This is a genomic window from Actinospica sp., assembly GCF_035552695.1.
Lineage (GTDB): Bacteria > Actinomycetota > Actinomycetes > Streptomycetales > Catenulisporaceae > Actinospica.
The window spans coordinates 1-20,317 of the sequence record NZ_DASZKT010000184.1; the positions used below are offsets into that span (position 1 = coordinate 1).

The following is a 20,317-nucleotide window of genomic DNA, read 5'->3' on the forward strand; positions in this document are numbered from 1 at the left end:
CTTGAAGGTCGTGCCCGCCGGATACGTCGTGGAGAACAACCGGTGGGTCTCGTCGTAGAAGTGGTGCGGGTTACCGCTGCTCGGGGTGTTGGTGAACGGGTAGCTGCCGTAGTACCAGCTATACGCGTTCGTCAGCGAGAAATCGGTCTGCTTGGTCCCGTTGACGTACAGCGACAACGGAGCGGTATAGACCGAACCATCCGACGTGTCCGGGATGCTGTACCGGAAATCGATCGAGTTCGTGGCCACCGGCGTGGTGAAGGTGACGTACTTGCCGGTGCCCTGCAGGGTTACGGCCTTACGGCCGGACGCCTCGTCAGCCAACTGACCCTGGGCGTAGCTCGGGCCGATGATCGAACCGCTCGTCGGCTCGCTCTCCGCCTGAACCTCGGTGTACGGCAGGCTCGCGCCGCTACCGCCGGTCACGGCCGCGGCGGTGGCAGTGTTGGTATTCGTGGCCATGGCCACGGTCGCGATGGGTATCGACGCGGCGACCAGCAGCGCGGCGCCGCCGATCAGCGCGAAGCGCAGCTTTCGATTCGATTGTGACACTGGTACTCCTTGCGAGGTGGGCAATGGCCCGACCCACGAGGGGCCGGGCCGTCACGAGGGGTCCGCCCGGATTACTTTCCGGTGGTTCCGGTGGACCAGAGCGCGGTGCCGGCAGCGCTGTAGATCACGACGTTTCCGTCGTTCTGCACGGCGAGGTACGCACCGTTGTTCCCGTTGGTCTTGGTGGACCACACGGTCGAGCCCGAACTGCTGGAGAGGACGAGGTTGCCGTCCCCCTGCATGGTCGCCCGGGTCGCCGCGGAGTTGGTGGTGCCCGAGGACCACAGCGCGGTGCCGGTCTTGGACAGAACGAGGTTGCCGTCGCCTTGCAGCTTGAGGCTGTAGGTGCTGTTGCAGGACGCGAGCGACTGATTGGCGGTCAGCTGCTGGTTCGCGGTCAGATCGCCGCACGTGGGCGGCGGCGTGCTGCTGCCGCCGCAGCTGGAGGGCGCGGTGGTTCCCGAGGGCACGGCTCCGGCCACGACCGACCACTTGGCCAGCGAGGCGGCCGAGAGGCTGGCGTTGGCGCAGATGCCGCCGGAGACCGCCTTCTGCGGAATCACCGTGCCACCGGCGTTCACCAGGTGGTACGAGCCGGAGGTCAGGCCGAGGCCGGTCGGGTTGATGGTGACCGCGTTGTTGTACGCGGTCGTCGCGTTGATGTCGGCGAGCGTGAGTTCGGCGCTGGTCTTTCCGGAGGCGACGACCGGGACGATCTGCACGATGCCGCTGCTCGCCAGGCTCGCATACGCGGGGGCGTACTGGGGCAGCTGAGAGCTTGCCGTCAGCAGGGTGCCGCCGGCGTTCTTGTACGCCGTCAGGTTCGAGTCCGTGCCGTTGATCGGCAGGATCGCCTTGTACTGCGAGAGCTTGACGATCCCGGTCGAGACTTCCTCGCTGGTGACGACGGAGAAGCCGCCCTGGTACTGGTCCCATGCGGTGGCGATGTTGTTCTCCGGCGCGCCGAGGCTGGGACCGGAGGTGTTGCCGAAGGCCAGGGAGTCGTCGAGGTACACGGCGACCGGCTGCTGCGGGTACGAGCCGGACAGGCTCTTGATGTTGGACACCCAGTTGATGTAGATCGGGAAGCCGACCTTGTCCTTCTGCGTGCCGTCGTGGATGAAGAAGTCCGTGCCGCCGCCGTCGGGGAGGTTCATGCCGTAGTTCCCGATCCACTGCACGGCCTGCGCAGCGTAGAGCGAGGCGTCGCTCGGCGCGGTCCATTCCGTCGCGACGTTCACGCCGTACGCGTGTCCGAGGCTGGCGAAGAGCAGGTTGAGGCCGGTGGAATTCGCGGCGTCCTCGATGACGGTGACGGTGTACTTCTTGGCGAGGCTGAAGAACGCCTCGGGGACGTTCTCGTAGTTCGCGAAGTTTCCGACGTGCCCGCCGAAGTAGTAGTACAGCGGCGTGGACGCGGTGACCGCGCGCACGCCGGCGGCCAGCTGCCCGTAGACCTGCTGCACGCTCCAGAGCCGGAACAGCTGGTAGACGTTGGCCAGCGCCTGTCCGGGCGTGGCCGCCGGTACCTGTGAGAACGAGGTGTACGACGTCTTGTTCGCGCTGTTGAACGCATTGATGCCGCTGTAGGCCTGCGGCAGGTAGACGTTGTGGAACTCGTTGATGTCGGCCTGGGCCCAGCCGTCGACGTCGCCGCTGATCGTGCTGTCCCACACCGAGTCGAGCCGCCCGTAGTCCAGGATGCTGCCGCCGTATCCCGCCTCGCCCGCGACGTGCTTGACCGTGTCGGTCACGTACGTGAGGTAGGCCGGTTCGTCGGTGGAGTCCCACCAGGCCGGCGTGCCGCTCTGCGCGCCGGCGTTGTTGACCTCGTGACTGGTGACCCAGGACGCGGGGCTGGCGCCCCAGCCGGAGTACCAGAAGATGAGCACCAGGTGGACCCCGGCGGCCGAGGCGTTGGCGATCTCCTGGTCGAGCTCGGTGTAGTTGAACGTGCCCTGCTTCGGCTCGACCGTGTTCCACGACATGTCGATCTCGGCGGTGGTCAAGCCGTCGGACTTCAGCGCGGCGAAGCTGGACTCCGACCAAGCGGCGCCATTGTTGTCGAAGTCGAGCTGTGTGGACCACAGCGGGGTGAGCGCCGCGGCCGGCGTCGCGGCGCCCGCCGTGACGAAGGGGACCGTCACCAGGGCGCCGATCACCACGAGGATTCCGAGGAGGGCCACCGGCATCGGGATCGGGTATTTGCGCGGGCGACGGCCGGCCGATCTTTGCATGGATATCATCGCGTTCCGGTAGGTGCGGAGAGCAATTGCCGGACGATTTCTATCGCATCTGTGCGCCCGCAGTCGAGAGAAGCGGCTGGTTCCGGAACCGGCAGGGGATCAATCGGGCATGAAATTAGGGGGAATACCGACGATTTCATTTTGCTTGGCAAAGGATTGTTCAAGGATGGGCGTGCCACGCTGAGCTGCGGCGTTCGCGGCTGCCGCGCGCCGGATGCGGCGACGCGAAGTCGGCCCTTGAGATTCTTCGGCGCGTGCCATCTCAGCTTAAGCAGCACTCAAATGTGCCTTATGGCAATTCGGCCAGGATCCGCTACGCGAAGTGTCGCACGACCATCTCGGTGAGCGCGGCGACATCGGCAGCGTCCATCGGTCGGCCGGTCATGCCCATCCGGTGGAGCAGGGTTCCGACGATGACGTCGATGTAGAGCAGGATCCTGTCGTCCGGCGCGTCGAGCACGTTGCGCAGGGACGACTCGACCGTCCGGTCGTCCGGTCGTCCGGTCAAGACGGTTCGTCGCAGCGGCGCGAACCGGACGCTCAGACGGCTCGCGGGCACTCCGTTGGCAGCAAAAGGCTGATAGCATAAATATCAAGGGGAGGATTTAACATGCTATCCAGAAGAGTGACGCTCGCCGTCGCGCTGGCCGCCTCGTTCGGCCTCGCGCCGGCCGTCGCGAGCGCCCGGGTGTACTCGATCTCGCCGTACGTCGAGACCGTCGCCGCACTTGGACCCTGCGACCAGTACGTCGCGCTGTACAACTACAGTCAGGGCACGTGGACGGAGGTCGGCGGCCCGGCCAGTGCGGTCTATCTCGGCGCGCCGGGCCTGTTCGCCACCGATCCGACGAGCGGAGACATCGAGCAGTATTCCGGCACTCCGGGCCAGTGGACGACGATCGGCGGGCCGGGCGACGAGTTCGCCATCGGCGGTCAGTACCTTTACGGACTCGCGCCCTCGATGAACTACGTCGCCGTGTGGAACGGTCCCGGGCAGGGCTGGACCGAGATCGGCGGGCCCGCCAACGCGATCGCCGCCGGCGGCGCCGGCCTCGTCGCCACGAATCCCGCCGCGACCGCGGTGTACCGCTACAACGGCACGCCGGGTTCGTGGACGCAGATCGGTGGGAGCGTTATCGCCTCCAACGCTCTGTTCACGGTCGGCGACTCGGGGATCTACGTGGTGACCTCCAGCGGTGCGGTCGAGCAGTGGAGCGGCTCCGGTCAGAGCTGGACCGTGATCGGCGGCGGCGTGCGCACCGTATACGCGGGCGGCGACGGCGTGTACGCGATCTCCGCCGCGACCGGCGACATCGAGCAGTACTCCGGCACACCCGGCCAGTGGACGACCATCGGCGGCCCGGGCGAGCAGTTCGCCGTCAGTCAGACCGCGCTCTACGGACTCGCGCCCGACCTGACCTACGTGGCCAAGTTCGCGCCGGGCGTCGGCTGGAGCGAGATCGGCGGCGAAACCGATGCGCTCTCCGCGGGCGGCTGACACAGCTCTGACACAGCTCTGATACGGCGCGGCTCGGCGACCCTGAGACCCCGCCGGATACGCCGCGGCCGAAGCCGCGGCGTATCCGGCGCTCGGGCTCTGCCGCGCCTTCGAATACCTGGTCCCAGGGGAACCGGCCGAGGCGCTCAGATGGCACGAGCATCAGATGGCTCGTAGTACTTCCTCGACCATGGTTTTCGCGTCGCCGAAGAGCATTCCGCTGTTTTCCCGGAAGAACAGTGGGTTCTGCACGCCTGCGTAGCCTGCTGCCATTGATCGTTTGAATACGATGACGTCGGCGGCTTCCCATACGCGTAGGACCGGCATGCCGGCGATCGGCGAGTTGGGGTCTTCGGCGGCGGAGGGGTTGACGGTGTCGTTGGCGCCGATGACCAGGACGACCGAGGTGTCCGTGAAGTCGTCGTTGATCTCGTCCATTTCGAGCACGATGTCGTAGGGGACTTTGGCCTCGGCCAGTAGGACGTTCATGTGTCCGGGGAGGCGTCCGGCGACCGGGTGGATGCCGAAGCGCACGTCGATGCCGCGCTCGCGTAGCCGTTGCGTCAGTTCGGCGACGGGGTATTGGGCCTGGGCGACCGCCATACCGTAGCCGGGCGTGATGACCACCGATTTCGCGTTGGTCAGTAGTGAGGCGACTTCTTGGGAGTTGACCTCGCGGTAGTCGCCGTAGTCGGTGTCCGAGTTGGTTGATGCCTCGATGCCGAAGCCGCCGGCGATGACCGAGATGAACGAGCGGTTCATCGCCTGGCACATGATGTACGACAGGTAGGCGCCGGACGAGCCGACGAGCGCGCCGGTGACGATCAGGAGGTTGTTGTTGAGTAAGAATCCTGACGCGGCTGCGGCCCAGCCGGAGTAGCTGTTGAGCATCGAGACGACGACCGGCATGTCGCCGCCGCCGATCGAGGCGACCAGGTGCCAGCCGAGTGCGAGTGCGACGAGGGTGACCGCGATCAGCAGCCCGAGGTTCGGGGTGCCGACGAACACGCCGGTCAGGATCGCGAACGCGGCCAGCGCGCCGAGGTTGAGGTAGTTCTTGCCGGGCAGCATCAGCGGCGCGGACTTCATCCGCGCGGAGAGTTTGAGGTTGGCGACGATCGAGCCGGTGAAGGTGACCGCGCCGATGAACACGCCGATGAACACCTCGGCGTGGTGGATGTGCAGCAGGGAGCCGGTGAACTCGGTCTGCCCTGCTGTGTGCTCGACCGAGTAGAACCCGTCCCAGCCGACGAGGACGGCGGCCAGTCCGACGAAGCTGTGCAGCAGGGCGATGAGTTCCGGCATGCCGGTCATCTCGACGATCCTGGCCCGCCACAGGCCGATCACGGCGCCGCACGCGACGGCGATGACGAGCAGGGTGACGGCGATGGCGGCGGCGTTCTGCACGGCGACGCCGACGGTGGCGGCGAGCGCGATGGCCATGCCGGTGATGCCGAAGACGATGCCCTGCCGGGAGGTCTCGTGTCGGGAGAGTCCGGCCAGGGTGAGGATGAACAACAGGGCCGCGATGATGTATGCGGCGTCTGCGATGCTCTGCGCGGTCACGGATCAGCCCTTCGAGAACATGCCGAGCATGCGGCGGGTCACGGCGAATCCGCCGAAGATGTTGATGGACGCGAGCAGGATCGCCACGAACGACAGGACCCTGATGATCGTGTTGCCGTCTCCGATCTGCAGCAGCGCGCCGACCACGATGATCCCGGAGATCGCGTTGGTGACCGACATCAGCGGCGTGTGCAGCGCGTGGTGCACCTTGCCGATGACGTAGTAGCCGATGACGGTGGCGAGCATCAGTACCGTGAAGTGCTCCGGTAGCGGCTGCGGCGCGAACGCGTTGATCAGCCAGAGCGCGGCGACCCCGATCCCGGTGAGCGTGAGCTTGCGGGCGTTGGACATCTTCCGCTTCTCGGGCCTGACGGCCGCGGCGGGCGCCGCTGCGGCGGGGGCGGCCGAGACCTGCACCGGTGGTGGCGGCCACATCTTCTCGCCGTGGTTGACGACGGTGATCCCGCGCTGGACGACGTCCTCGAGATCGAGTACCAGCACGCCGTCCTTGCCCGGCGTGAGCAGTTTCATCAGGTTGACGAGGTTCGTGCCGTAGAGCTGCGAGGCCTGCGCGGGAAGCCGTCCGGCGAGATCCGTGTAGCCGATGATCGTCACGCCGTTGCCGGTGACGACGATCTCACCGGCCCGGGTGCCCTCCACGTTGCCGCCCTGGGCCGCCGCCATGTCGACGATGACGCTGCCGGAGCGCATCGAGGCGACCATCGCGCCGGTGATCAGCCGCGGTGCGGGTCGGCCGGGGATCAGCGCCGTGGTGACGATGATGTCCACCTCGGGCGCCTGCTGCGCGTAGAGCCGTTCGGCGAGCGTGTTGTAGTCCTGGGACATCTCCTTGGCGTAGCCGCTCGCGCTCACCTCGGCCTCGGCCGACTGCACCGCGAGGTACTCGCCGCCGAGCGACTTGACCTGGTCGGCGACCTCGGGGCGCGGGTCGGTGGCGTACACGATCGCGCCCAGGCTGCTGGCCGCGCCGATCGCCGCGAGCCCGGCCACCCCGGCCCCGGCCACCAGCACCTTGGCCGGCGGCACCTTGCCCGCCGCGGTCACCTGTCCGGTGAAGAAGCGGCCGAACCGGTGCGCCGCCTCGATCACCGCGCGGTATCCGGCGATGTTGGCCATCGAGCTGAGCACGTCCAGCGACTGCGCACGCGAGATGCGCGGCACCGCGTCCATCGCCAGCACGGTGACCGGCTTGGCCGAGAGCGCGTCGACAAGGTCGGGGTTCAGCCCCGGAGCGAGCAGCGAGACGAGAGTGACCCCCTCGTGCAGCCCCTCGATCTCGGCGGCGTCCGGCGCGTTGACCTTGAGAACGACGTCGGCGGCCCAGACCTCGTCCGGGCCGCCGACGCTCGCTCCCGCGGCGGTGTACGCGTCGTCGGCGAACGACGAGCGCACACCCGCGTCCTGTTCGATGATCACTTCATAACCCAGGGCGCGCAGTTGCTCGACGGTACGCGGCGTCGCCGCCACGCGTGTCTCGCCGGCCAGGCGCTCCCGGGGCACTCCGATGTGCATTGTCATGGTTCGAGCCCTCCTCAGCGGGTCTCGATCGTGTCCTGCCGATGCTGAAACGCGGCAGGGCTAGCGACGCCACCATAGGAAACTGAGGGGGATTCGTCCAAGACTTGTTTTTGAGTCCGTCATGCCCTAGCACGTGCCGGACACGGTGGAACTCAGCGCGTGGAGCGCCGCGCCTTGCGCAGACCAAGGGTCAGAGCGCCGCCGACGAGGAGCAGCGCCACGCCCGCGGCGCCGAGTTCGGGCAGGTGGTAGGCGCCGGTCTGCGCCAGTCCGACCATGACCTCGAAGCGCTCGACGACGACCTTGCCACCGGACTTGGTGACCTTGAGGGTGAACTCGTCCTGCCCGGAGAACCCGCTGGCGGGGGAGTAGGTGACGGTGTCGTTGTTCGGGTCGGTGGAGAGCGAGCCGTGCTGGGGCTCGTGCACGACATCGAAGGTGCACGTGGTGCCGGGGCACACCGGGATGGTGACGGGCTCGCCCGGCGCGGTGCCGATCGGCTCGTCGGTGGGCGGGGCGGGCTCGTTGTGCGCCGCCGGCTCGGGGTGGTGGTGATGATGGTGCGGCGGCGGGGGCGAGGCAGGCGGGGAGGCGGGCGGCGAGGCCGGGGGCTGGTCGTGCGCGGCGATCCAGAGTTGGAACGCGGGGATCCCGGAGTTGAGCGTGGCCGTGAAGACCAGCTTGCCGATCCGCGTGTTCGGCTGGAACCAACCGGACGCACCATCCGTGTCGGCGACGTTGCCCCGCAGGGTGCCCGTGGAGGCGTTCCAGGTCGGCTGGTCGGTGCCCGTCGTCCCGTGGCACGTGCTCGGCAGCGGCGAACCGCTGCAGTAGTTGAAGGTTCCCGCGAAGCCGAGGTCGGACACCGGCAGCGCCGTGCCATCCGGCGCGTACGCCGTGACCTGGACGTTCTCCGCGTCGACATCGCCGAGCGCGAAGCCCCACGTGTCCGCGGCGGGCGGCGCGTCGAAGGTCACGACCGTCGTGGACGGCTTCCGGCCCGAGGCGAGGTGCAGCAGCGCGTAAGGCTGGCCCTGTGAGCTGCCGAAGGCCTGTCCGAAGGGCGTCGACGTGTTGAGGAACGCGCTGGTTCCGGAGGGCGAGGACGGGCTCGTGCTGTCCGTCGCGATGTGCGCGGCCGGGAAGCCGGCGGCCGGGACGCTGACCTGTCCGGAGCCGAAGTCGAAGCTCGCGTAGTGGCCAGCGGTGGCGGCCGCGCACGGCCCCGCCGCGCCGGCCACCAGCGCCAGCGCCGCCGTGACGCACGTCAGCGCGGCCCTGCTGCTGATCCCTTTTCCGGCGAGAAGCACCGTGACTACCACCCTCCGGCATGGATCCATCTGATCGTTGACAACGGTCATTCATCCTGGCGGCCCGTCCGGTCCGCGCCGGGAGGCCACTCCGGGCAAGATCACGAAACCGCCCGTTCGGCCGAACGCGTCGAAGAACGCTCTTCTCCGGAGTGCGGCCACCGCGTAGCCTGGTGTACGAGCTCTGATGTGAAGGCGAGGGGGGTCCGAGTGGGCGAAGGTGCCAGCCGCCGCGGTTTTCTGCTCGCCCTCGCGGGCGCGGCAGTCGTGACCGGCTTCGACCCGGGGACTCGCGCGTGGGCGACGACCGCGAGTGACGAGCCGTCATTCGCGAAGCTGCCGCCGCTCGACGGAAAGCTCCTGTTGCCGAACGACGACCTCGCGCCGTACGAAGACGACTACGGCCACATCATCCATCGCACTCCGGTGGCCGTGCTGCTGCCGGGTTCGGTGGAGGACGTCGCGACGCTGATTCGATTCGCCGGTCCGCTCGGCATCCCGGTCGCACCGCGCGGCCAGGGCCATCAGACCTACGGCCAGGCGCAGGTGAGCTCGGGCGTGGTGATCGACATGAGCACGCTCGATTCGATCACCGTCGACCCCGCCGGGAACACCGTCACCGCGCAGGCCGGGGCCCTGTGGCACGCCGTGCTCACCGACAGTGTGGGCCACGGCCTGACGCCGCCGGTCTTCCCCGACTACATCGAGCTCTCGGTCGGCGGGACGTTGTCGGTCGGCGGCTTCGGCGGCGCCAGTTCGCACTTCGGGGCCCAGGTCGACACGGTCACCGGGCTGCAGGTCGTCACCGGTGCGGGCGAGATCGTGCGGTGTTCGGCCACCGAACACCGCGACGTGTTCGAGGCCGTACTCGGCGGCCTCGGGCAGTTCGGCGTGATCACCCGCGCGTCCATCGCGCTTGTTCCGGCCCCGCAGATGGTGCGCGAGTACACGCTCGCCTATCCGACCGTTGCAGCGCTCACCGCTGACCAGCGGAAGACCATCGGGGACGGACGGTTCAACTGGCTCGAAGGCCAGCTGAGCCCGTCGACCCCGAACGGCTGGGACTTCGCCCTGGAGGGCGCCGTCTACTACGACGCGAGCGAGCCTCCGGTCGACGCGACCGTACTCGAAGGTCTTAGCTACACCGGAACCCCGGCGACCGTGGACTCCTCGTACGCCGACTTCGTCAACCAACTCGCGCCCGCGATCACCTATCTGGAATCGACCGGCGAGTGGTACGACCCGCACCCGTGGGTCAACCTCTTCCTGCCCGACACGACCGTCGACACATACATGCAGTCCACGCTCGCGAATCTCACCGCGAGCGACATCGGCAGCAGCGGCGTCGTGCTGCTCTACCCGGTTCCCACCCGGCTGTTGACTCGGCCGTTCGTGCGGACCCCGGACGGCGACCTGGCGTTCCTCTTCGCACTGTTGCGCACCGCGTCACCCGACACGGACTCGATCTCCGTCGCCGAGGCGCTCGCGCGCAACCGGACCCTCTACGACAACGCGGTGGCGGTCGGCGCCACGCAGTATCCGATCGGCTCGATCCCGGATCTGACGTCCGAGGACTGGGCACGCCAGTACGGACCGGAGCTCGCCCGGTTCGACGCGCTGAAGCGCCGATTCGACCCCCACCGCGTCATGACGCCGGGTCAGGGCGTCTTCGCACCTTCCCGGAGCGCGAAACGCTAGAAGGTCGACCCGTTCCCACAAACGAATTGTGCTTTCGCGCCGTATCCCGCGAGTCAGTGGGCTGCTAAGGTCTGCGCGCGAACAGTTGCGCCTCGGAGTGGGGAGACGTGCATGTCAGGATCGGAATCCACGGACGGGCACGTGGAGGATCCGTCAGATCGGCCGACCGCGCCGGAGACCGCGGACCAGGTGCCTACGACGCAGACGCCGGTGCCGCCGAGCACGATGCCGCAGAGCGCAGTACCGGCGAGTACGGTTCCGGCGAACACGAATCCGCCGCCGTCGAGCACAGTACCGGCGAGCACAGCTCCGCCGCCGTCGAGCACACTGTTGCCGAGTACGAATCCGCCGAGCGCGAATCCGCAGAGCTCGAATCCGCCGAGCGCGGCACCGCTCGGGCCTGTCCCGCCCGTTCCGCCCGTCCCGCAGCCAGGCTTCCCTCAGCAGGGCTTTCCGCAGCCGGGCTACGCGCAGGGTCCCTACCCGCAGCCTCTACAGCCGACGTATCCGCAACCAACGTTTCCGCAACCAACCTTTCCGCAGCAGACCAGCCCCCAGCCGGTCGCCTACGGCTATCCCAACTTCATCCAGCAGGCCCCTTATCCGCCCGCTCCCGCTCCCGATCCGGCCGCGGCCAAGGCCAAGCGCAAGCGGCTGCTGTTGATCGTCGGTGCGGGGGTCGTGCTGCTCGGGCTGATTTCCGCCGGGATATACGTTCTGCTTCCCGGGCGCAGCGGCGACTCCGTCGTCACCGCGGTCACGTGCAAGCCGTCCAGCCTCACCTCGTGCCTGATCAAGGCTCCGGCCGGTGGAGTACAGCTCGGCAGCAGCAGCGGCAACGACCAGTGGCCGCAGCGGACGGTGTCCAGTACGGATGCGTACGCCAGTCACATCGTCACCGACAGCCCGGGAGTCGGCGGCGAGACTCAGGGCTTGCTGGACCAGGACGGCGAAAAGACGATCGTGCACAACGACTGGAACGCCGTCGACGGCAACAACGTCGACATCGTGCTGCTCGACTTCAATACTCGGAAGGGCGCGCAGGAGTGGAATTCGACCCGTTCGGCCGAGATCCTGGCGGCGTACCCGGGTTCGAGCATCGCGATCCCCGGTGACACGACCGCCGAGGCGCACGCCGCCGTCAAGGCCGACTCCAAGGGCGATTTCGACGCGGCCTACTCGACCGTCGTCGGCCAGATGGTGCTCAACGTCGCCTACTCCAGCCCGAACCAGCTGAGCGCGCCGGACCTGCGGAACTGGGCCGGCACCGAACTGGCGTCCCTGCGCACCGCTCCCGCCCCGGCGGCCGACCCGGCGCCGAGCGCTCCGGGCACCGAGCAGGTCGCGTGCGGCTCCGGGCTGCAGACCTGCCTGGAGGCGGCGCCGGGCGACGGCCAGGCGTGGGTCAGTCCGTCGGACTCGCGCTGGGTCTCCGGTTCCACGCTGAGCACGGCCCAGTTCGTGCACCTGTGGTGGGAGGCAGGGTCGGCCGCGGAACAGCAGCAGGTGCTGGGGGCCTTCGCCGCGGACGGGGTGACGGGCATCGCGCACGAGGCCTGGACGGTCAACAGCGCCTTCGAGCAGGCCGACATCTACCTGATCCAGACCGTCACCGCGGCCGGTGCCTCGAAGCTGGCCGGCGGCAACTTCAACGAACCCGATTGGGGCGGCGGCCTGAGCGGGGTGAGCTACAGCATCCCCAATACCTCGGGAACTCAGGCCTGGTACACCAACAAGACCGACTCGAACGGCTTCATCGACTTCGAGTACACCACCACCGTCGGCAACGTGATCGTCATGGGCTGGGAGTACTTCTACGGGTCCTTCGACTCGGGCACGGCGAACAGTTGGGCCGAGCCGCAGGTCGACCGGATCCAGGTGAGCGCGCAGACCGTGCCCATGGGCCTGTTCTCGCTGTCCGCGCCCACGCTCCCGGCCGCGAAGCCGAGCGCGTGCGCCGCCTCGGGCGAGTGCCTGATGCCGCCGCCGCCCGGTGCGACCGACACGACCGATTCGTCCTACCAGGGCAGCAAGATCCTCACTGCCGCGGCGTACGCCGAGCAGTACGAGGCCACCGCGAGCGACGATTTCGACACCTGGTTGGCCTCGGACGGTTTCGTCTCCGGCGAGCACCGCTCCTGGACCGCCTCGAGCGGTGCCACGGCCGACGCCGTCCTGCTGAAGTACGCCAGCCCCGCGCAGGCCCACGCGGCAGCGCTGCTCGAATACGGGGGCGACGCGGCCGCCAACCGCGTGTGCACCGACACGGCCGTACCCGACTCTCTCTGCCTGGCCGCGCCGGTCAGCACCTCCGATCTCCTGCAGAGGGAAACCGTCCGGGTGCTCGCGTGGAAGGGCGACTACGAGGTGAGTACCAGCGTCGCGGTCTCGAACTCGGCAGACCTCACCGAGGCCTACACCTGGGCTCAGCAGCAGTTGGACATCCTGGCCGCGAGCTGACCCCGAACGGGGAGCGGAATCCGCCACCTCTTTCGCTATCCGCCGAGTCGGGCCACACGACGAGCCGTGGCGGGGCCGCCGACGGATACTGATCTCGCGCTGCCAAAGACGACGGCCTGAGAGGTGACCGCGGTGCCGGAATTCAAGGACGGATTGGCCGACACGGAGCTTCCGGTCGGCCGCGTGACCACGGACGTGGTCGTGGTGGGTTCGGGGCCCGCGGGCGCGACGGCGGCGCTGCTGCTGTCGAGTCTCGGCATCGACAACATCATGATCACGAAGTACCGGTGGACGGCGAACACGCCGCGGGCGCACATCACCAACCAGCGGGCCATGGAGGTCTTCCGCGACCTCGGCATCGAGGAGCAGGTGCTGGCCGACGCGACCGAGCACGCGCTGGTCGGCGACACGGTGTTCTGCACGAGCATCGCGGGCGAGGAGATCGGCCGCATTCGCACCTGGGGTACCCGGCCCGATCGCGAGGCGGACTATCAGCTCGCGTCGCCGTGCCTGACCGTGGACATCCCGCAGACCTACCTGGAGCCGATCCTCGTCCGGCACGCGACCCAGCGTGGCACGCAGACCCGCTTCTCCACCGAGTATCTGTCGCACACCCAGGACGCCGACGGCGTGACCGTGACCGTGCTCGACCGGGTGACCGGACACGAGTACGAGATCCGTGCCAAGTACCTGATCGGTGCGGACGGCGCCCGGTCGAAAGTGGCGGCCGACATCGATCTGCCATTCGAGGGCGCGATGGATATCGCCGGGTCGATGAACATCACGTTCAAGGCCGATATCAGTGCCCGCGTGGCACATCGGCCCTCGGTGCTGTACTGGGTGATTCAGCCGGGCTCGAACGTCGGCGGGATCGGCGCCGGCCTGGTGCGGATGATCCGGCCGTGGGACGAGTGGCTGGTCGTCTGGGGCTACGACATCAACGAGCCGGTGCCGGTGGTCAACGAGGCCGCGGCCGTGCAGATCGTGCGCAACCTGCTGGGGATGCCGGATCTCGAGGTGGAGATCACCGGGACCAGCCTGTGGGGCAACAACGAGATGTACGCGACGCGCCTGCAGAACGGCCGGGTCTTCTGCGCGGGCGACGCCGTGCACCGGCACCCGCCGTCCAACGGCCTCGGCTCGAACACCTCCATTCAGGACGCCTACAACCTGGTCTGGAAGCTCGCGGCGGTCCTGCGGGGACACGCGGATCCCTCGCTGCTGGAGACCTACACGGCGGAGCGCGCGCCGGTGGCGGAGCGGATCGTGAAGCGGGCCAACAGGTCCAGCCGCGAGTTCGTGGACATCTTCGCCGCGCTCGGCGTGCTGGAGGCCGAGGACGAGGCCGCGATGACCGCCGCCATCGAGGAACGGAAGGCGAACACGCCCGAGGGCGCGGCCAAGCGTGCCGCGCTGCTGCGTGCGATGGAGCTGAAGAACTACGAGTTCAACGCGCACGGGGTGGAGTTGGGCCAGTTCTACATGTCGACCGCGATCGTGCCGGACGGCTCCGTGCCTCCGGTGTCGAAGGACGCGGACCTCTACTACGCGATGTCCACGGTCCCCGGCTCGCATCTGCCGCACGCGTGGGTCGGCGACAGCATGCATCGGCTGGCCATGATGGATCTGGCCCCGTACACGCGGTGGACACTGATCACCGGAATCGCCGGCGAGGCCTGGGAGAGCGCGGCGGAGAAGGTCGCCCGCGAGTTCGGCGTGCCGCTGTCGGCCGTGGTGATCGGCCCGGGCCGTGCGGTCACCGACTTGTACTACGACTGGGCCAAGCTGCGGGAGGTCGAGGAGGGCGGCGCGCTGCTCGTGCGGCCCGACAAGCACATCGCGTGGCGTTGCGCGACGGGGCTTCCCGAGGACCCGGAGGGCGCGCTGCGTGCGGCCATGGCCGCTATCCTGGGAAGATTGTGATCATGGTGAGCATGATGAAGTTCGAGCACGTGAGCCTGCCGCAGCGGGTTCGGTTCGGCACCGGCGGAGCGCGGGAGAACCTGGCCGCCGAGATCGAGGCGTTCGGCGCGTCGCGGGTGATGGTGATCGCGACCGAAGGCGGCCGCGAACTCGCTCACACGGTCGCCGATGGTCAGCCTGTCGTGCGCTGGCACCACGAGGTCGTGATGCACGTGCCGGTCGAGGTGGCCGAACGTGCACGTGAGGCCGCCGAAGCCGACCGCGTCGACGCGCTCGTGTGCATCGGCGGCGGATCGGCGACAGGCCTGGCCAAGGCTGTGGCGCTGACCAGCGGACTGCCGATCGTCGCGGTGCCCACCACGTACGCCGGTTCCGAGGCCACCAACATGTGGGGCCTGACCGAAGGCGCGCGCAAGACCACCGGCGTCGATGACAAGGTTCTGCCACGGGCCATCGTGTACGACGCGGCCCTGACGGTCGGCCTTCCGGTCGAGCTGAGCGTGGCCTCCGGCCTGAACGCGCTCGCGCACTGCGTGGATTCGATGTGGGCACCGCGCGCCGACCCGATCGACCGCGCGCTGGCCGCCGAGGGGATCAGAGCCCTGCGTCTCGGTCTGCCGCAGATCGTCAAGGAACCGGCCGGAATCGAAGGCCGCGAGTACGCGCTCTACGGCGCCTACCTCTCGGCGCACGCGTTCGCCTCCGCGGGCTCCGGCCTGCACCACAAGATCTGCCACGTCCTCGGCGGAATGTTCAACCTGCCGCACGCGCAGACGCACGCCGTCGTCCTGCCGCACGTCCTCGCCTTCAACGCTCCGTACGCCGACGATGCCCGACGGCTGATCGCAGCGGCCTTCGACGCCTCGGATGCCGTCGAAGGGCTGCGGCAGTTGCGCGAGGAACTGGACGCACCCCGAGCGCTGCGCGATCTGGGCATGCCCGGGGACGGAATCGCGGCCGCGGCCGACGCGGTGCTCGCCGCCGTGCCGCCCGGGAACCCGCGTCCGGTCACCCGTGAGAACATCGCTGAACTTCTGTCCGCGGCATGGGAAGGAAACGATCCGCGATGACCACCGTTTCCGCCGAGCAGCAGGCGCGCGAGACCCACCTCGTCGCCCAAGTCCTGCGCTCCTTCGAGAGCTGCGACAACCCCCGCCTGCTCGAGTTGGTCCACGCGCTGACCCGCCACCTGCACGACTTCGCGCGCGAGGTCCGGCTGTCCGAGCGGGAGTGGACCGCGGCCATCGAGTTCCTGACCGCGGCCGGCCACATCACCGACGACCGCCGCCAGGAGTTCATCCTGCTCTCGGACGTGCTCGGCCTGTCGATGCAGACCATCGCGATCAACAACGAGGCCGACGGCGACGCGACCGAGGCCACCGTCTTCGGCCCCTTCTTCGTCGACAACAGCCCCGCGATCGAGGTCGGCGGCGACATCTCCCGTGGCGCGGTGGGGGAGCCGTGCTGGGTCGATGGCACGGTGACCGACAACGCAGGCAAGCCGCTCGCCGGCGCCCGCATCGAGGTGTGGGAGGCGGACGCGGACGGCTTCTACGACGTCCAATACGACGACGAGCGCAGCGCCGCGCGGGCGCACCTGTTCACCGACGCCGAGGGCCGCTACGCCTTCTGGGCCCTGACACCCACCCCGTACCCGATTCCGCACGACGGACCGGTCGGCCGACTGCTGGCGGCCACCGGGCGCTCGCCGATGCGCGCGTCCCACCTGCACTTCATGGTCACCGCCCCCGAGAAGCGGACGCTCGTGACGCACATCTTCGTGCGCGGCGACGAACTGCTCGGCTCCGACGCGGTCTTCGGCGTCAAGGAGTCCCTGATCAAGGACTTCGGACTGCAGACCCCCGGCACGCCGACCCCGGACGGCCGCGATCTGACCGGTCAGGCGTGGTCCCGGGTCCGCTTCGACATCGTGCTCGCCGATGCGGCGCGCGCACCGAGCAGCACGTCGGTCGCGCGCACGCCGTAGCGCTCCTTGAACATGTGCGAGAAGCGTGCCGCCGAACCGAAGCCGGTCGCGGCCGCGACCTCCGCGACGCTGAGCACGCCGACGCCCTCGGCCAGCATGGTCCGTGCCCGCTCCAGCCGACGCCCGAGCACGTACTGCGGCACCGTGGTCCCGCTCGGCGCGAACACGCGGGACAGGTGCCGTTCGCTGATGCCGACGCCCCCGGCGATCCGGGCCGCGTTGAGTCCGGATTCGGTGAGGTGCTCCTCGACGTACGTCTTCGCCGCCGCCAGGTGGGCCGCGCCGACCGCGCCCGGTCGGTCATCGGCCAGCAGCGCTCCGAGCAGGCCGAGCAGCGTCTCGTCGTCGACCGGGCCCTCGCCCTCGGATCGGACCGCCGCGCCGACCAGCCGGGCGAGCGTCCGCGCGTGCAGGTCACCGCCGTGCGCGAAATCCAGCGTGCGCGGCTCGCTCAGCGAGTCGATGCCGGTGGCCTCGCGGAAGCGCTCGCGCGGCACCTTCACGACCAGCTCCTCCAGGCCCCGCGAGAACCCGCGCACGAACGGCCGGTCCGCGTCGCAGATCACCAACTGACCCGGCCGCAGCGTGCGGATGCCGTCGTCGTGGTAGAAGAACGCCTCTCCGACCAGGCTGAAGTAACAGGCGAACGCGTCCGACGGCGCACGCCGGATGATCTCCGTCGTGCGCTCGACCAGATGCGAGGGCCCGATCACCCGCGCGAGGTGCAGCGTCGGCAACTGCAGGTTGATCTCCGTGGCCTCCAGCGTCCGCTCGTCGAGCGACCGGCAGCGCAGCCCGATCAGCGCATCCGCGTTGTGCGCCTCCCACCTCGCGATGCGCTGCCCGTCGGGAAGCCCGACGGTGCTGAACCGCACCGGGCCGGATAGGGCGGACGCCATAACCTCAGCTTAGAGCCGGGTTCACGGCAGTCGCCACACCTGCGCGAGGGTGCCGTTGCAGCTGTAGAGCTGCAGTTGGGTTCCGTTCGTGGTGGTGGCGCCGGGGTCGTCGAGGCAGCGGCCCGATTGCGGGTTGGTGAGGGACTCGCCGTAGGTGCCGTTGCTCGACCATTGCCACTGTTGGGCGCCGGTGCCGTTGCACGTGTAGAGGTCCACGGTCGTGCCGTTGGACGTGCCGCCGCCCTTCACGTCGAGACACTTGCCGAGGGCCTGGACCGTGCCGTCCGCCCCCAGCGACCACGACTGTCCCTGGCTGCCGTTGCAAGAGTTCAGATCGACCGCGGTGAAGTCGGCGGACTGGCCGCCCTTCACGTCGAGGCACTTGCCCGCGATCCCGGAGCCGGCCGGCCCGGTCGGCCCGTTCGGGTAGTAGGTGATGCCGAGTTCGTTCCAGCGCGAGCCCTGCGCCGCGACGCGGGCGGCGAATCCGGCGTACGCGCCGCTGGCGGTAGTGACCGACTCGGGGGACCAGCCGAGTTCGGCGTACGCGGTGATGCGCGGGAAGGCGAGGTAGTCGACGTCGGTGATCGTGTCGGCGGTCTCCGTCCACACGGGTGCTTCGATGCCGAGGATGGCTGAGGCGGGGACGCCGGAGAGATACGTTGCCGGGTCCCAGCCGTATGCGGTCTGCAGGCTGATGTAGTTCGCCCAGGCCAGGCCGATGATCGTGGACGTGTTGTACTTCTGGTCCATGTACGCGACAGATGCCGGGGCCATGATCAGCTTCGTGCCGTTGTTCGCGGCCGCCGCGACGGTGGACGCGCTGGTGGCGCCCCAGTACTCGGCGACGGTCGAGGAGGCGACGGTGGAGTTGAGGATCGAGTCCCAGCCGATCGCGGTCTTGCCGTACTTGTCCACGTCCTGCTGCGCCCACGTCATGAAGTCGGCGTAGTCGCTCGCGCTGACGCCTTGGGCTTCGTCGCCGCCGATGGAGATGTACGGACCGGGGGTCAGCGCGGCGATCTGGCCGATGACGTCGTCGATGAAGGTCTTCGCGATCGACGCGGTGGTGCAGATCGAGTTGCTCAGCGTGCCGGTGCTGGTGTCGACCGGAGGCGCGGTCCCATTGCAGTTCAGCTCGCCGTAGGAGGCGAGGGCGGCGGTGAAGTGACCGGGCATGTCGATCTCGGGCACGATCGTGACGTAGCGGGAGGCGGCGTAGGAGACGATCTGCTGGTACTGCGTCTGGGTGTAGTACCCGCCGCTGCCGCCGCCGGCCTGAGTGGACCCACCGACGGTCGCCAGGTTCGGCCAGCCGTTGATCGCGAGCCGCCAGCCCTCATCGTCGCTCAGGTGCAGATGCAGGTAGTTGATTTTGTAGAGCGCGAGCTGGTCGATGTACTTCTCGACATCGGCGACGGAGAAGAAGTGCCGTGAGACGTCCAGCATCGCGCCGCGATACGCCAGGCGGGGGTAGTCGAGGATTGATCCGCCGGGCACCGTCCACGGGCCCGGCTGCACCGTCTTGGCCTCGATCTGCGCGGGCAGCAACTGTCGCAGGGTTTGAACACCGGCGAAGAGGCCCGCTGGCTGCTCGGCGCGGATGACGACGCCGGAATCGGTGACGTCCAGTGTGTAGCCCTGGGAGCCGACGCTCGAGGGTGCACCGGAAAGCAGCAGGGCGATCCCGCCGCTGGGTGTCGTCGAGGTCTGCTCGACCGGAAGTGTGTAGCCCGTCGACGGATCGAAGATTCCGGCGAGGTAATTACCGACCTGGCCCGCGGCACTCGAACTCGCGTCGGTGTAGATCGCCGTGCTCGCAGTGATCTGATACGAGGCCGCGGTGTTCGCCTGCACGCTCGCTGGCTCGGGCACCAGCTCGTTCATCGAGCTCGTGGCCGTCGCGCTCGACGTCGCGCTGGCACTCGCCGAGGCGCCGACGGCGCCGGGCATGAAGCCGATCACGAGGAGCGGTACGAGAAGTGCCGTGGTGGATCGAAGCCTGATACGTCGCATGGTGATCCGAGGCCTGGGTGGTCTAGACGAGTGTGGGTAAGGGGCAGTGTTCACCCGCGTGGCGGTGATCGCAAGGGCGCGCCGCCGAGAAATTTGCTGTGGCGCACAACTTTGTAGGGCCGTGCCAGTCCTCTTTTTCATGAAGTCTTGACGTGGAGCTGGCGCGGGTGTTTCATACGCGGTGCCTATAAGTTGTCTTAGACAACAATATCCCTCTGGTAGGAGGAACTGTGCAACGACGCACTGATCCACCAAGCCCCGGCCGCCCCGCGCGCCGGATTCTTCGTGCACACGCCGCGCGAATGCTCACCCTGACGTTGATCGCCGGTTCGTCCGGCGTGGCCGCCGTCGCCGCCGCCCCGGTCGCCTCGGCCGCTTCGGCTGCCTGTCCGTGGGTTGGCTCGTCTGCTCCGATTTCGCAGCGGGTCAGTCAGTTGGTGGCGAGGATGTCGTTGGCTCAGGAGGTGGAGTTGATGACCGGTTCGGGTGGGTCGAGTTATGTGGGGTTTACTCCGGCGATCGGTTCGTTGTGTATTCCGGCGTTGAATTTGCAGGATGGTCCGGCGGGGGTGGGTGACGGGTTGGGTAACGTGACTCAGTTGCCGGCGCCGGTGGGTGTGGCC

14 protein-coding genes and 2 pseudogenes are annotated in these 20,317 nt (G+C 68.4%); 7 read left to right on the plus strand and 9 right to left on the minus strand.

The window, feature by feature from the left end; translation table 11 throughout:
* From VG296_RS21355 to VG296_RS21370, 4 genes and pseudogenes are all read right to left on the minus strand, one after another.
* Positions 1–552: pseudogene (locus tag VG296_RS21355) on the minus strand (coagulation factor 5/8 type domain-containing protein); the annotation flags it as partial.
* Positions 553–623: 71 nt separating this feature from the next.
* The gene (locus VG296_RS21360) at positions 624–2,744 is read right to left on the minus strand and encodes a beta-galactosidase (RefSeq protein WP_325568315.1); all 2,121 of its coding nucleotides are present in this window, start codon (positions 2,742–2,744) and stop codon (positions 624–626) included.
* 153 nt (positions 2,745–2,897) lie between these two features.
* Positions 2,898–3,059 (minus strand): hypothetical protein, encoded by a 162-nt coding sequence (locus VG296_RS21365; protein ID WP_325568317.1) that lies wholly within the window; start codon positions 3,057–3,059, stop codon positions 2,898–2,900.
* A 52-nt stretch (positions 3,060–3,111) separates the two neighbouring features.
* Positions 3,112–3,306 carry a hypothetical protein gene (locus tag VG296_RS21370; RefSeq protein WP_325568319.1) on the minus strand — a complete coding sequence of 65 codons (195 nt, stop codon included), beginning with the start codon at positions 3,304–3,306 and terminating at the stop codon, positions 3,112–3,114.
* A gap of 102 nt (positions 3,307–3,408) precedes the next feature.
* Between VG296_RS21370 and VG296_RS21375 the strand changes: the two genes are divergently transcribed.
* Positions 3,409–4,296 carry a hypothetical protein gene (locus VG296_RS21375; protein ID WP_325568321.1) on the plus strand — a complete coding sequence of 296 codons (888 nt, stop codon included), beginning with the start codon at positions 3,409–3,411 and terminating at the stop codon, positions 4,294–4,296.
* Between the two features lie 162 nt (positions 4,297–4,458).
* Here VG296_RS21375 and pntB read toward each other — a convergent pair whose 3' ends face one another.
* The 3 genes from pntB to VG296_RS21390 all read right to left on the minus strand — a co-directional run bounded on the left by pntB (position 4,459) and on the right by VG296_RS21390 (position 8,723).
* The gene (pntB, locus tag VG296_RS21380) at positions 4,459–5,862 is read right to left on the minus strand and encodes a Re/Si-specific NAD(P)(+) transhydrogenase subunit beta (RefSeq protein ID WP_325568322.1); all 1,404 of its coding nucleotides are present in this window, start codon (positions 5,860–5,862) and stop codon (positions 4,459–4,461) included.
* 3 nt (positions 5,863–5,865) lie between these two features.
* A complete protein-coding gene (locus tag VG296_RS21385; RefSeq protein ID WP_349259651.1) occupies positions 5,866–7,395 on the minus strand; it encodes a Re/Si-specific NAD(P)(+) transhydrogenase subunit alpha in 1,530 nt (509 codons plus the stop codon).
* 158 nt (positions 7,396–7,553) lie between these two features.
* The gene (locus tag VG296_RS21390) at positions 7,554–8,723 is read right to left on the minus strand and encodes an Ig-like domain-containing protein (RefSeq protein ID WP_325568326.1); all 1,170 of its coding nucleotides are present in this window, start codon (positions 8,721–8,723) and stop codon (positions 7,554–7,556) included.
* 198 nt (positions 8,724–8,921) lie between these two features.
* Here VG296_RS21390 and VG296_RS21395 point away from each other — a divergent pair, with 198 nt between their 5' ends.
* The 5 genes from VG296_RS21395 to VG296_RS21415 all read left to right on the plus strand — a co-directional run bounded on the left by VG296_RS21395 (position 8,922) and on the right by VG296_RS21415 (position 16,779).
* Positions 8,922–10,409, plus strand: a complete 1,488-nt coding sequence (locus VG296_RS21395; protein ID WP_325568328.1) for an FAD-binding protein — start codon at positions 8,922–8,924, stop codon at positions 10,407–10,409.
* Positions 10,410–10,520: 111 nt separating this feature from the next.
* Positions 10,521–12,869 (plus strand): hypothetical protein, encoded by a 2,349-nt coding sequence (locus VG296_RS21400; protein ID WP_325568330.1) that lies wholly within the window; start codon positions 10,521–10,523, stop codon positions 12,867–12,869.
* 132 nt (positions 12,870–13,001) lie between these two features.
* The gene (locus VG296_RS21405) at positions 13,002–14,792 is read left to right on the plus strand and encodes an FAD-dependent monooxygenase (protein WP_325568332.1); all 1,791 of its coding nucleotides are present in this window, start codon (positions 13,002–13,004) and stop codon (positions 14,790–14,792) included.
* An 11-nt stretch (positions 14,793–14,803) separates the two neighbouring features.
* Positions 14,804–15,862: a maleylacetate reductase gene (locus VG296_RS21410; RefSeq protein ID WP_349259652.1), complete on the plus strand. Its 1,059-nt coding sequence runs from the start codon at positions 14,804–14,806 to the stop codon at positions 15,860–15,862.
* Entirely contained in the window at positions 15,859–16,779 is a 921-nt protein-coding gene (locus VG296_RS21415) for an intradiol ring-cleavage dioxygenase (RefSeq protein WP_325568336.1), read from the plus strand. Before VG296_RS21410 ends, VG296_RS21415 begins: the two co-directional genes overlap by 4 nt.
* Here VG296_RS21415 and VG296_RS21420 read toward each other — a convergent pair.
* Positions 16,692–17,678 (minus strand): AraC family transcriptional regulator, encoded by a 987-nt coding sequence (locus VG296_RS21420; RefSeq protein ID WP_325568337.1) that lies wholly within the window; start codon positions 17,676–17,678, stop codon positions 16,692–16,694. The two genes, VG296_RS21415 and VG296_RS21420, sit on opposite strands and share 88 nt — an antisense overlap.
* A 21-nt stretch (positions 17,679–17,699) precedes the next feature.
* Positions 17,700–19,694: a family 20 glycosylhydrolase gene (locus tag VG296_RS21425; protein ID WP_325568339.1), complete on the minus strand. Its 1,995-nt coding sequence runs from the start codon at positions 19,692–19,694 to the stop codon at positions 17,700–17,702.
* A 302-nt stretch (positions 19,695–19,996) separates the two neighbouring features.
* Between VG296_RS21425 and VG296_RS21430 the strand changes: the two are divergent.
* Positions 19,997–20,317 (plus strand): annotated as a pseudogene (locus VG296_RS21430) (glycoside hydrolase family 3); the annotation flags it as partial.